Genomic DNA, 13,422 nt, shown 5'->3' on the forward strand with positions numbered 1-13,422 from the left:
GTGTGGAGAACCTCATGAGTATTAGTGTTTTTGATCTTTTTAAGATTGGTATAGGCCCATCTAGCTCCCACACCGTCGGGCCAATGCGGGCAGCTGCTACATTTTCATCTTACTTGGCCGAAAATGATCTTCTACAGCATGTATCTGCTATCAACATTACCCTTTTTGGGTCTCTTAGCTCTACCGGTAAAGGCCACGGCACCGATGACGCTGTTATTGCCGGCTTAATGGGTGAGCTGCCTGACATTGTTGACCCAGTCACGCTACCTGACAAAATCGCGCAAGTTGACGCCACTGAGCGGCTCTTTTTAGCAGGCAAGCATGCCGTGCCTTTTATCCGCAAACAGGACTTGCGATTTAATGATGAGGCCTTGCCTTACCACCCAAATGCTATGTGTTTAACCGCGTACGGTGATGACTGTATTCTTTATGAAAATACCTATTACTCAATTGGCGGTGGCTTCTTTTTAGATCAGAGCGAGGCAACAAAAGACGCACACCTCGTGCCACAGGTAGAGCTACCTTACCCGTTTGAAACAGCCAATGAACTACTCACGTTATGCCAAACCCACGACCTGCGCATTAGTGAGTTAATGATGGAAAATGAAAAAGTTTGGCGTAAAGAAGCGGATATCCGACAAGGCATCTTAACTATTTGGCACGCCATGGAGGCGTGTGTTAACAGTGGACTGAGCCATCAAGGCATTTTACCCGGTGGACTAAATGTGCGACGCCGCGCGCATTCGCTACACCAGTCATTGCTACAAGCTTGCGACACAAATGTTATCAGCTCTACGCTGTCAGGCATGGATTGGGTTAACCTCTTCGCGCTGGCCGTCAATGAAGAGAACGCGGCAGGCGGGCGAATGGTGACAGCCCCAACCAACGGTGCTGCCGGTATTATCCCCGCTGTCCTCATGTACTACATGCACTTTAACCCCAAAGCAACGGATGATGATGTGGTTAACTTTCTTCTAGCCGCCGCGGCTATTGGCGCTTTATGCAAAAAGAACGCGTCAATCTCCGGTGCCGAAGTGGGTTGCCAAGGGGAAGTTGGTAGTGCATGCGCTATGGCAGCAGCCGGTTTAGCAGAAGTGCTGGGAGGTACGCCTAAGCAAGTGGAAAATGCCGCTGAAATTGGCTTGGAGCATAATTTAGGCTTAACCTGCGACCCCGTTGGAGGCTTGGTCCAAGTGCCTTGCATCGAACGTAATGCCATTGCTGGAGTAAAAGCGATCAATGCGGCACAAATGGCATTGCGCGGCGATGGCGATCACTTCATCTCGTTAGATAAAGTGATACGCACCATGCGAGATACAGGGCGCGATATGCAGGATAAATACAAAGAGACCTCTAAAGGAGGTTTAGCCGTTAACACCATTGAGTGCTAACGGTTCACCGAGCTGGGCTGCGCCATTCCGAGGGCGTACAGCCCATTGATTCTTTGAACATGTAAGCAAACGCCGATGGGTTAGCATAGCCTAACTCTTGCGCTATTTCGGTAACAGGGCGGGCGTGACACAGCCACTCCAAAGCCCTACATAACCGTAACCGATAACGCCATGCACGGAATGAGATCCCCATATCCTCTGTAAACAACCGTGTTAAGGTTCGGCTCGATATACCTAACAGTACCGCCCATTGCTCAAGGGTACGCGTATCATCTGGGTGCAGATAAACCTGCTGACAGATCGTGATTAAACGCTCATTCGATGGCCACGGTAATCTGAAATCCTGCTCTTTTTGCCGGTGTAGTTGCTCAACAATAATCCGCTGCAATAAACCCACATAAGAAGAGACTTCTTTCGTTTGTCGAATATGGTCAGCTTCCTCCAACAGCTCAATCAATAAAGAGGACACACGAAACATTGTGCAGTGATCCGCCAAGTTCACTTCAACCGTCGCCTCTATGGATACGCACGTAAACTCTGCCCCATCCATGGTTGCCAATGAGTATTGCGTTCCGCTGGGGACCCACAACGCCTGACGTGGCGGAACCACATACCAGGTGCTATCGACCATAACCGTCAACGTGCCATGAGTCGCACAAATCCATTGATGCCACGGATACGATATAGAAGGGCAGCGGCGCCGAGGCTCAACCACCTGGGAACGAATACGCACCGGCGAACGTGATGTATCTTGCTCTGTTAGTGGTTGATCAATCCATTCAAAACTCATTTTCACCAATCAGCCTTAAATCAATAAATATTGAATTATTATCGATTTTAAGACACCCCTTTGCAATACAGAGTAAAAAATTAAATCGGTATAGCGAGAAGCCGAAGGAATTAATCAGGCTGATTCATATCAGCCTTATCTAATTGTTTAACGGGTTTTAATTGCTGGTAATACGAACGCGCTTTTCTAGCATGCCACAGCGTTCGCCCCAGCGCCGATAGCTCTTCCAATACATATCGAGCCAGCCCAAATCGTCGCTGGGGCTGTTGCGTAATAATCATACTCTGATAGCGCCAATTGGATCGCAGAAAACCTGGCAGTTTTGCATCAATCATCTTAGAAGTTCGTTTAACCCACGCGAAACGATGTTTGAAAAGGTACTCTTGAAGGCGGTATTTTTCTAATTCCCGATTGAGCGTTTTACTGCAAACAGTCGTTTCTTTTTTAGTCATTATCCAGTTCAGGCTTATATTTTCGGGGGCTTTAGATATCACTTTGTGAAACCACAGCGGTGGGATATACAACATATCGCCTTCATTCAGCATAAAGTGGGTATAGCGCTTGTGTACAAGAGATTTGGCATCATTGCCATTCATAATGGCGAAATTCACAAACGGATAGCAATGCAGAGGCGTGTCGGGAGATACGAGAAACCACTCTTTTTGCCCTGTGACTTGAGTATTGAACACACTCACCATGTTGCCATCAAAGTGCCAACTAGAAACATTATCTTGGTTATGAACCCAAATACGCATGCTTTTGCTACGCGCAAACGTATTAGAAGCATCAAGTAACCGCTGGACTAACTCGGGTGTTTGATAGTCACCGGACAACATGTCCCTTTCCATCCAATACCAAAGTGAAGCAGCCTCTGCTTTTGTTTCTTTTGCGAGTGCTTGGCGTATATAAGTTTCTGTCCAGCGCTGTTTAGCCGGCCAGCTTTCTCCTACACCCTCGATAATAACGGGTTGCTCTGTGTTGTAATAACGGCTTACAAAGTCTTCAAATGAAAAATCCGCGCTTTCCCGCGCTATAGCAAAATAACCAGCTTCAGATTTAGATTTATTATTCATGATTCTACAACAGCAAGAATATAGGCGATTTACTATACGTCATTCCTTTCAGCCATACCCGCTATAGGCCTAATTACGCCACAACACAGTGCAGTTTCGACACACTTGGCTAATCTGTGTGCGACTTTGTGTCAATAAGTAACATGTCACTACACAGCAATTCTGTTATCACTTACATACCTACTGACTCATAAGCCCTTTTTTATTAAACGCTTATTCAATAAAAGCGGGGTTAATTGCGCCCAATGACACTTTAGGCATGCTAATTGCTCATGTTAACTTATGAAAATGGTTCATTAGGAGCAGATGCCATGTTTGATATCCATAACCGCCAGCCCGCAGAAGTGCAGGCCGTAAAAATGAATAAAATCGGCTTTTTGTTATTAGAAAATTTTACGATGATTGCTCTGGCATCAGCAGTAGAACCATTACGCATGGCAAATCAGCTTAGCGGTAAAGAGCTGTATACATGGCATACACTCACTGAAGACGGTAAGGCCGTCACGGCAAGTGATGGCATTAGCATAACCCCTGATGGCTCGATGACCGACCCGCTTAACCTCGATACTATTATTGTCGTGGGTGGAGTTAATATCACCCGTAGCTACTCTCGACGTCAGGTGTCTTGGTTACAAAAAATGGGCCGTCGCGCTTGCAATATTGGGGCAATTTGCACAGGGGCTTATGTTTTGGCTGATGCAGGTTTGCTAGACGGGTATGACTGCAGCGCTCATTGGGAATGTATTGCTTCCTTACAAGAAAAATTCCAAAAAGTGCGCTGCACAAACCACCTCTTTGTTTTAGACCGCAACCGTATGACGTCGAGTGGCGGAACAGTCCCGCTGGATATGATGCTTAACATGATCCAACGTGATTATGGGTATCAGCTTACGGCAGGTATCTCCGAAATGTTTATCTGTGACCGCGTGCGTAACCACGCAGACTACCAGCGCATACCACTTCGTTACGTTCTGGGCACCACTCAACCGAAGCTGGTTGAAGCCGTATCATTGATGGAAGCCAATTTAGAAGAAACAATCGAGTTAGATGAGTTAGCAGGGTACGTCGATTTATCACGTCGCCAGCTTGAACGCTTATTCCAGAAACATCTGCAATGTTCACCATCTAAATATTATCTAAAATTACGCCTATTACGTGCTCGCCAATTACTCAAGCAAACATCAATGTCAATTATTGAAATTGCTTCAGCTTGCGGTTTTGTTTCCACACCGCATTTCAGCAAATGCTACCGTGAGCATATTGGTCTACCACCGCGCGAAGAAAGAACCGGAGCTAAGAAAATCGATACTAGTGAAGTGAGCTTAACAGGCTCAATTACTCATATTGAAGCGGCACGCGAAGCACGACAATTTGAGCTAGCCCCAAAGGCGAGTTCGCATTCATTACATGCTTTAAACGAGGCACGTTACGAACCTTCTTATGGATCAGTGGCCTTGCAGTAAAGACTCCTCGGAGGCCTCCCCCTTCAGCCCAGACAAGTACACTATGTTGATATTGTATGGGCTCTTTATCGCCTAACTTTTAGACTTATTGTCGCTTTTAACCACTGAGAGCGTTCAAATCCCCTTATTTCTAAACTTGGTATCCATTGTTTTTTAAGGCCGCAAATAAGACTCATACTATTGAGGTAGTATGATAATGTACACGCGGTAAGCCATGAGAGCCCTTGTGTGGCGCATGATCAGTGTAATGTGCCGTGCTCAACCATACAGATCATCTTTATTAACGCCATACACGTTAATGTATAGCTCCTTTAATGATTGAGACAAAAAATTTTCCATGTTTTTTTGCGCATTCAGTAAGTCTTTTAGTTATGATCAATGGCTCAAAAGACGTCCTGTACACCCGTCTTTCCGAACAGTGTTTATTGATCCACGTATTGCTTTGAATACACGAAAGAAAAATAAGTTCCTATATTTATTAAAACCTTAAGCCCTTGATACTTAAGGGTAATCGAAACACTACCAATTCAACTAAAGTCGAACCAAGACGTTTAGAAATATGTATCGGTTATTTAACAACAATGCACACTGTGCATTAATTAACATAAAGCAAGATTTGATCTTACAAGTGCTCTGTTCGGTTTCTCAGTGTTATTTGAGATCCGTGACGTGTCTATTGCTAACTGTTGTTTTTTTTGCCGCTGCTGAAAAAAGCCACGCTGCAATTAAAACCATACCTCTCGATTCGCTTGTTCAGCATTACGATTTAAATTCGGATCGTCGCAGCTCCGGCCTTTTTGTATGTCCTGAGACGTTAGATTATGCGCTTTTTCAAGACACGAAAAAAGCCCTGACTAGCACATTATCAACGACAACACTCCCAGATTTCAGACATAATAACCGGTACTGTTTTGTTGCAAAGCTTGTCAATAAAACCCACGAGAAAAATTGGGTACTGCATTTCAGTAATTTGTTCATCAATGATATTTCCGTTCTTATATATTCTATTAATGGTGAAAAAAAATATCACTCTAATCTTAGTGAAGGAGTCACTGACGAAGCTTTAAATGTATTTGGAAGGGCTTTTTATATTGATCTTAATCCTAATGAGGACTACACCTTTATATTTGAACTGAAAAGCAATTCTTTGGTTTCACCGCCCTATTTTTCAATCATGACCGAGCCTTCATATCACCAATGGTCCTATACCATTGGGCTAACATTTAATCTAGCCGTTGGCATTGTGCTAGGTTTTATTTTAATGGCTTTTCTTAGCGCGAGCGTAATGAAAGATATAACTTTTTTTTGGTTCGGATTTTCATCTTTATTGATGTTAGTATTTTTCACCATACGCAGTCACATCGGTGTTTATCTTTTACAAGGCACTGAAGAGCTACCACCGTGGATATGGGGTTGGGCTTCACTAACCTCCATGAGCATTCTTCTTTTTGTACGGTCCTTTCTTTCTATAAAAAAAGAGAACAAATACGTAGCCGACCTTATAATTAAGACTGTAGCATTTAGTTACATGATGGTTTTCGGTCTAAGCTTTTTCTTAGATCGACATGATAATATTATTCTTTATTTAGTATGCTCAATTATCATGTCTTTAGTCATTTTTTATGCAGGATTTTCGAACGGCCACAAATTAAAAGGATATTACCTTTTATTTATTCTTGGATGGCTTCCACTTTTTTATTCCTTTTCAAGTATTGCTTTTATCTTAACCTCCGAGCCCGGTCTATATGATAACACCCTCTCCTACAGTGTTATTTTTGAGCCCTTTCTACAAATTATTCATATGATTATTCATTTCATGGCTTTGCTGATGCGAATCGTTGAATTGAAAAAGAAAAAATACCAGGCAGAGATGAAAAGTGAAGCCAAGTCTCAGTTTCTAGCGACTGTTAGCCATGATCTAAGACAGCCTCTGCACAGCATGAGTTTGTTCGTATCCTTGTTGGAGGAACATATAAAAAGTGAAAATGGCAAAGTGATTTTAGCAAAAGTTTCAGGTTTACAATTTTTAATGAGTAAATCTTTTAATCAACTGATGGATATTAGTAAGCTAGAATCTGGGCTCGTTAAATCGGACAATGAATGGATTGATTTACACCTCTTTACAGACAAACTACGACAAGAATTTTCCCATCAAGCTAGCCTTAAGGGGCTATCACTGCGTTTTCATGTTACTAAGCAAGCGATATGCACTGATATTCAACACCTTGAAAGAATACTTCGTAATTTAATTTCAAATGCCATTAAATATACCGAACGCGGAGGTGTATTAATTGCCTTTCGTGCTCACCGAACTGGCTTGTTAATACAGGTTTGGGATACCGGTCGCGGAATCAGGATAGAGGATCAAAGTCGTATTTTTGATCTCTATCAACGTGGACAAGAAACGAAAAGCAACCAATCCGGCATGGGCATAGGTTTAGCTATAGTCAAGCAACTGGTAGACGTTTTAGGGGCAAAGATTATCGTGCGCTCTAAGCCGTCTAAGGGTTCGGTTTTCAGCATATCGTTACCCGTGAAAGCGGAATATGCTGCAGAACACTCTGGTAATAATGACATGGAAAAATCACTGCGTTGGATAGCTGAGTTTTCTGATCATACGCTTTGTGATCAAGTAACTGAGCAGATGAGCCGCTGGGGCTATAAGGTAGAGACGCACAGCCCAAAAGATGACAATGCAGATGTAATCGTCCATTTAATTGATATTACCTGCTTCTCCGATCTTTCAGCGCTCATGCAATACAAGGATAAGCCCAACTTGCATATTGTTATTGGCTTTCTCAATCAAAATTGTTTAGAGCTGATAAACCGGCCCATAAAAAACAATATCTATCTTCTGCCTGCCCACTATCAAGCAGCACAACTACGCTCGTTGGCACGGTTCATTATGAAAGAATATGCCAAACACAGCTGATCACTACAGATAAAGCGATAGATAACATCCCCCCCCCATCTGGCGGGTACCTTTAGTGGATTTGAATTCTTACTATGAAATCTCATTATTTATATCAATAGCTCAGCAGAATCTATGAGCGCATGCTTAAGAGAGATTTAAAAATGAGTATTACTATTTATCAACATGTAGATTTCAAAGGAAAAAAAGCAGTATTAGCTGAAGATGAATATCCAACCAGTCAAATAGGAAACGACCAAATAAGTTCGGTAAAAGTCCCAGAGGGCTTTTATGCTATGTTCTATAAAGATTCTGGATTTCGTGGGCCTAAAATGGTTTTGTTTGAAGGTGATTACTCTTCCTTACCCGGTTGGAACGATAAAATCAGTTCTATTAAAGTACTTAAGCAAAATTCAAACATTGACCCTTTAGTTACATTTTACGAAAACAATAATTTCAAAGGATACAAACAAAGCTTAGCGGGCATAGGACAGGAAACAAGCTACCCGAGCCCATTTTTAAAACATGATGCTATTTCCTCGTTAAAAATTCCTGAAGGGGTACGTGTGGTTTTGTATGAACACAGCAAATTTGGCGGTAAATCTTTAGAATTAGGTCCTGGCGATCACCCCAGTCTTAAAGTGTATGGATTCAATGATATTGCATCGAGCGTGAAATTAATTCGGTCTGACTTAGAGCTGGTAAACATTAAATATGACAACGAGGTTACGACGCCTGCAGGCGAGCCTATTGGTATCGAAGGGCGTGTAGTTTCAGACTCCAGCCAAGAACAAAGCTATGCGTTAAACCTAACTAAAGAGATTGAATCTTCAATAACACGGTCTTGGAGTGAAACAACCCTTGTTGGTCTAGAAGTCAGTGTAACCACTGGGGTAGAAGCCGAAGTTGGTTTGATTACAACATCCGCATCCACAACGATCAGCACAAAACTAGAGCAGTCATTCACCATAGGCGAAGAAGAAACCCATTCGGAGGTATCTACTTTTGGACAGGTTCTGACTGTATCGTTAGCGCCTTTTCATGTGGGTGAAGGTTTGATCATATTAACGCCTCAACGAAAAAAAATAGATGCTACCTATACATTTCGTGTTGTTGGTACCGATCGCTTAGTAGAGCAGGCCGCAACCATTTTAATAGATGATTTTCAACAAGGGGAAGCGACAATAACCACTCGCCCCATCGAGACCGGCGAAGTCTTTTGATGTAGGTTATCAGTGTGGACCTGCTCACCGCAGGTTGGCACTGATACTCCTAAGAGCGCCAACAAGCGTATAACTTATTTAGCACCCGATACCGCTTTAATGGATGACTTGGTATGCAGTTATATAAGCGATTTCTCATAGCCGAAGATCACGAAATGTATCGTGATGGCTTAAAACAGTTAATAAACGAACTGTATCCACAAGCACATATTCACACGGCGGGTAATTTCTCGGCAGCATTGGATACCTTAGCTGGTTATTCTGACTGGACGCTACTCATGCTCGATATTCGTATGCCTGATATTAAAAATCTAGATGGCCTCGATTTTATCCGCCAGCGCTACCCTACGTTAGTTATTGCTGTGATTTCGACACTAGATTTTGAAGTCAGTATTCGACAGATGATTGATTTAGGGGCTAACGGTTTCATCACCAAATCAACATCTAAAGAAGCGATGAAAAAGGCCATTATAGATATTTTAGAGGGCGAGATCGTCATTCTGTCAGAAACACAAGGCAGTGATTGTGTCTATTTCACGGCCCAACAGATGGCCACCTTGCAAGGCATGGCTCAGGGACTTTCTAATAAAGAGATCGCAAGACAACTGGGAGTCTCCCCCTTAACTGTAAAAGAGTATGTCTCTGTGATATTGGAGCGACTCATGGCAAAAAATCGTACTGAAGCCGTCTTGGTTGCCCAAAAAAGAGGTTTTTTATTGGATCATCTTATGTAATCTACTAAAAATCCAAAATAACCCAGCAGAATGGTCTGCTTTCTATATCCAGCCTCAGTCAAGCCTGCGTTTTGTGTCCTATCCTTTCTAATGCTCATTCAACGGATCTCAATGCAATATGCGATTTACTACTTTTTAATCCACCAACGACCGTCTTGATAAACCATGCCAACGTGAGCGTTTGGCACCCAGTTTGACAGTACTGAGCTGCCTACTAATTGGCCTTCTTCAATGTGTATAGTGACACCCGGCTTTTCTGGCAGTGGTTTCAATTCTTTTAAAACACTTCTCATTTCTTTTAGAAAATTTTCTTGATCCTTAGCGACAACATATTGATTAGCCAGTTTGTAATCCTGTTGGGCTAATGCTTGCCAAAAAGCGGTAGCGACATCCATCGGGTTTTCATGATTCATATCATCTGCACTCAACTGAGTAATAACGAAACTGAGAAAAAAAGCCATGAGTCCTTGTTTTACTAACATATCAAGCCTTGTACATTCATAGTTATAGTAAGTAAAAAACAACGGGGTTAATTTATTAGTACCTAATATGTATTACAAGAACCGTATGATTTAGCTCGCCAATAAATAGACCTTATTATTTAAAATAATAATATTGCTTATTCACAAGAAACGGATAGCAATTTTCTCCTCCATAGCGTTTCATTAAGCTTATTACTGACTAAGCTATGTGATCACTTATGCCCACTACCGAGAGTATCATTACCGTAGCTCGACACATCGAAGCTCACGCTAACGAAAAACTACCGCTAACACGACTCGCTCAACTGGCGCACTTATCGCCGTCACATTTCCAACGGCTATTTACCGCGACCCTAGGCGTTTCACCTAAAGAATATCAAGATGCCATTCGCATGGAGTTGTTTAAGTCGTTACTAAAAACTGAGCCAACGGTGACGGATGCTATATTTGCAGCAGGCTTTAGCTCTGTAAGCCGACTCTACGGTGAAGCCTCTCGCCAAATGGGTATGACTCCCAGCTCATATAAAGACGGCGGAACAGGCGAAGTAATCAGCTATGCTTTTCGCGACTCTTCGTTAGGTTTGCTGTTGATGGCTGCAACGCAAAAGGGCGTCTGCTATACGACTTTTGGAGAGAGCGAGTCTATCTTATTCGATGAGCTGGTTAACGAATTTCCCCAGGCGAGCTTCATCCCATCAACAGCCTATGCTTCTCGCGAGCTTGATGATTGGATAGACGCTCTGGATCAACATTTAGCAAGCCAAGCCCCCTTGCCCTCCATCCCTCTGGACATGAGAGGCACAGCATTTCAGATCAAAGTGTGGAAGTATCTCACTCGTATCCCGGCTGGCGTTTCTATCAGTTATTCAGAACTAGCGACTCACATTGGTAACCCCAAAGCCTTCAGGGCCGCCGCATCGGCGTGTGGGGCTAATCGGATTGGCGTACTTATTCCTTGTCATCGGGTGTTACGCGGTGACGGTAGCCTAGGCGGATTCCGTTGGGGGCTAACTCGCAAGCAAGCATTATTGAATGCTGAGAAGGGACTTTCAGAAGCCGCGAAATAACGAAACTCACTATTGCAGCTTTGTCGGTAGCCTCATGATTATCCTGCGCATACACTGAATCTTTTTGACTCGTCATTCCGCGTTGATTTCGCGTTCTAGGATATACATGAGCACACCCAAAAATTCTCTAACATCCGCTGGGCTAGCCCTGTTGTTAGGTGGTCAGATTTTACCCGTAATCGACTTTTCTATCGTTAATGTTGCGCTGGAATCCATCGCCGCTTCATTAGATGCCAACCATGTAGAGTTAGAATTAATGGTGGCCGTGTATGGTGTATTTTTTGCGGTCTGCTTAGCCATGGGTGGACGTTTAGGAGATCGCTATGGTCGCCGCACCTTAATGAGCATAGGTGTGCTCATCTTTGGCGTTTCATCCTTGGCCTGCGGGCTCGCTCCCAACATGTTAACTCTACTGATTGCCCGCGCTGTTCAGGGGGTTGGTGCCGCCATGATGGTTCCGCAAATCTTGTCGACTATTCATGTTTGCTTAACCGGCCGATCGCACTCACGCGCACTCGGTTATTACAGTGCCATTGGCGGCTTATCCTTCGTCACCGGCCAAGTACTAGGCGGCTGGTTAGTATCTGCCGATCTGTTTGGGTTAGGCTGGCGTAATGTATTCTTAGTGAACATCCCTGTATGCCTACTCATTTTGTCATTATCAGGCTCACTTATTCCAAATACCTTTTCGGAAAAAGCCTCCAGCGTTGATAAACTGGGCACCACGCTATTAGCTGCCGCTATTTTATGCTTGCTCATCCCTGTGTCGTTAGGCCCTCTCTTTGAGTGGTCTTGGCCACTTATTGCTGTCCTGATGATGGTCATTCCGTTATTCATTTTGCTCTGGAAAGCCGAGCAGCGTATTGAGCTAAAAGGAAGCGCCCCCTTAATACCGCCGCGCTTATTGCGCTTACGCTCTATCCAATTCGGTTTAGTCTTATGCGTTTTGTTTGTGTCATGTTGGAGCGGCTATATGTTTTCGGTCGCTCTCACTTTACAAAGCGGGCTAGGACTTACACCACTTCAATCAGGTAACACGTTTATTGGAATGGGCTTATGCTATTTTGTAGGGTCATTGATTAGCGCACGGGTAACCGCTGTTTTTGGACAAATGAATACCTTGCTACTCGGCTGCGGCATTCAAATACCGGGCTTGTTAGGTTTGATCATCAGTTTCCACTGGTTTTGGCCAACGGTTCAACCTATACACTTACTAGCCGCCACTATGCTCATTGGTTTTGGCCAGTCATTTATTGTCAGTAGCTTTTTCAGAATTTCATTGTCAGAAGTACCAGCCGAAGATGCTGGCAGTGGCAGCGCAATGCTAACCACTGTGCAACAATCTGCATTCGGACTCGGTGCCGCCTTGCTAGGCACAGTGATGTACGAAGTGCTCAAAACCACTGATAACTATTTAGCGGCAATCACTGGGGCTCTTGTCACCGAAATCGGCATCATGATCGCCGTGGTCATTTTGGCTCTGATCTATCGCAGCTATTTGAAACGTCGAGCCGTTTAAATGAATCGCACCATACTATAGCCATTACTCACAATACAACTGTGGATGAGTAAGTTCACGATATCGCTTGGTCTGCTCAACGGATATTGCGATACTGGCACACAGAACTTATAACAGATGGCTCATTATGAAACTTTTAGTACGTAACCTGTCTCGCACCACCACCGAAGACGAAATTCGTGAACTCTTTACTGCCTACGGTAGCGTTGAAGAATGCACACTGGTTTTAGATCAGGAAACCGGAAAGTCGAAAGGCTTTGCGTTTGTGGTTATGCCAAACCTTAAAGAAGCCTATGCGGCGCTGGGGGAGCTACATGAAAAGCGCGTGGCAAAAAATCGTATCCGTGTAAAAGTAGCCCAGAATTAACTGGCTGCCAGTCTTTTTTCGATAGACCAGACACAAAAAAGGGGCCGCCTTATCGGGAGCCCCTCTTACTTAGATCAAAGATCTAAAAATTAGATCGCACGTACGTTGTTAGCACATGGACCTTTTTGGCCTTGGCCAACTTCAAACTCAACAGCCTGACCATCGTTCAATGTAGCGAAACCACCGCCAGATTGAATTTCAGAGTGATGTACGAACAAGTCTTTGCCGCCATCTTCTGGAGTAATAAAACCGAAACCTTTATCGGCGTTGAACCACTTAACTGTACCTTTACTCATCTGTACTCATTACCTTTTGGTGAGTCTTTTGGTTCTGCTCTCGGTATCACCATGACGAAAGCAGATTTTAAATGAGATGGTGCATATAACTTCTTTGTCTGTGTTT

General features: G+C 43.6%; 12 protein-coding genes. 8 read left to right on the plus strand and 4 right to left on the minus strand.

Features of this window, described 5'->3' with window-relative positions; genetic code table 11:
- The first annotated feature begins 14 nt into the window (after nucleotides 1–14).
- A complete protein-coding gene (locus OW491_RS05400; RefSeq protein WP_290035012.1) occupies nucleotides 15–1,391 on the plus strand; it encodes an L-serine ammonia-lyase in 1,377 nt (458 codons plus the stop codon).
- Between the two features lie 4 nt (nucleotides 1,392–1,395).
- Here the strand turns inward: OW491_RS05400 and OW491_RS05405 are convergent, their stop codons facing one another.
- Together OW491_RS05405 and OW491_RS05410 are read right to left on the minus strand one after the other, a co-directional pair.
- Nucleotides 1,396–2,181: an AraC family transcriptional regulator gene (locus tag OW491_RS05405; protein ID WP_290035013.1), complete on the minus strand. Its 786-nt coding sequence runs from the start codon at nucleotides 2,179–2,181 to the stop codon at nucleotides 1,396–1,398.
- Nucleotides 2,182–2,291: 110 nt separating this feature from the next.
- Nucleotides 2,292–3,254 carry a cupin-like domain-containing protein gene (locus tag OW491_RS05410; protein WP_290035014.1) on the minus strand — a complete coding sequence of 321 codons (963 nt, stop codon included), beginning with the start codon at nucleotides 3,252–3,254 and terminating at the stop codon, nucleotides 2,292–2,294.
- Nucleotides 3,255–3,565: 311 nt separating this feature from the next.
- Between OW491_RS05410 and OW491_RS05415 the strand changes: the two genes are divergently transcribed.
- From OW491_RS05415 to OW491_RS05430, 4 genes are all read left to right on the plus strand, one after another.
- The gene (locus OW491_RS05415; protein WP_290035150.1) at nucleotides 3,566–4,717 is read left to right on the plus strand and encodes a GlxA family transcriptional regulator; all 1,152 of its coding nucleotides are present in this window, start codon (nucleotides 3,566–3,568) and stop codon (nucleotides 4,715–4,717) included.
- Between the two features lie 676 nt (nucleotides 4,718–5,393).
- Nucleotides 5,394–7,649 (plus strand): sensor histidine kinase, encoded by a 2,256-nt coding sequence (locus OW491_RS05420; protein ID WP_290035015.1) that lies wholly within the window; start codon nucleotides 5,394–5,396, stop codon nucleotides 7,647–7,649.
- A 143-nt stretch (nucleotides 7,650–7,792) separates the two neighbouring features.
- The gene (locus tag OW491_RS05425; RefSeq protein ID WP_290035016.1) at nucleotides 7,793–8,851 is read left to right on the plus strand and encodes a beta/gamma crystallin-related protein; all 1,059 of its coding nucleotides are present in this window, start codon (nucleotides 7,793–7,795) and stop codon (nucleotides 8,849–8,851) included.
- 113 nt (nucleotides 8,852–8,964) lie between these two features.
- Nucleotides 8,965–9,585: a response regulator transcription factor gene (locus OW491_RS05430; protein WP_290035017.1), complete on the plus strand. Its 621-nt coding sequence runs from the start codon at nucleotides 8,965–8,967 to the stop codon at nucleotides 9,583–9,585.
- 128 nt (nucleotides 9,586–9,713) lie between these two features.
- Here OW491_RS05430 and OW491_RS05435 read toward each other — a convergent pair whose 3' ends face one another.
- Complete coding sequence (locus tag OW491_RS05435) at nucleotides 9,714–10,067, minus strand: hypothetical protein (RefSeq protein WP_290035018.1); 354 nt, start codon at nucleotides 10,065–10,067, stop codon at nucleotides 9,714–9,716.
- Between the two features lie 218 nt (nucleotides 10,068–10,285).
- On the opposite strand from OW491_RS05435, the gene OW491_RS05440 reads away from it, so the two are divergent.
- The 3 genes from OW491_RS05440 (at nucleotide 10,286) to OW491_RS05450 (ending at nucleotide 13,020) form a co-directional block, all read left to right on the plus strand.
- The gene (locus OW491_RS05440) at nucleotides 10,286–11,134 is read left to right on the plus strand and encodes a methylated-DNA--[protein]-cysteine S-methyltransferase (protein ID WP_290035020.1); all 849 of its coding nucleotides are present in this window, start codon (nucleotides 10,286–10,288) and stop codon (nucleotides 11,132–11,134) included.
- Nucleotides 11,135–11,240: 106 nt separating this feature from the next.
- Nucleotides 11,241–12,653, plus strand: coding sequence for an MFS transporter (locus tag OW491_RS05445; protein ID WP_075173222.1), 1,413 nt, complete (start codon nucleotides 11,241–11,243; stop codon nucleotides 12,651–12,653).
- Between the two features lie 127 nt (nucleotides 12,654–12,780).
- A complete protein-coding gene (locus OW491_RS05450; RefSeq protein WP_075173224.1) occupies nucleotides 12,781–13,020 on the plus strand; it encodes an RNA-binding protein in 240 nt (79 codons plus the stop codon).
- 89 nt (nucleotides 13,021–13,109) lie between these two features.
- On the opposite strand, the gene OW491_RS05455 is transcribed toward OW491_RS05450, so the two are convergent.
- Complete coding sequence (locus tag OW491_RS05455; protein WP_075173225.1) at nucleotides 13,110–13,316, minus strand: cold-shock protein; 207 nt, start codon at nucleotides 13,314–13,316, stop codon at nucleotides 13,110–13,112.
- Nucleotides 13,317–13,422 lie beyond the last annotated feature (106 nt).

Origin of the sequence: Neptunomonas sp. CHC150, assembly GCF_030397555.1 — a bacterium.
GTDB lineage: Bacteria > Pseudomonadota > Gammaproteobacteria > Pseudomonadales > Balneatricaceae > Neptunomonas > Neptunomonas phycophila.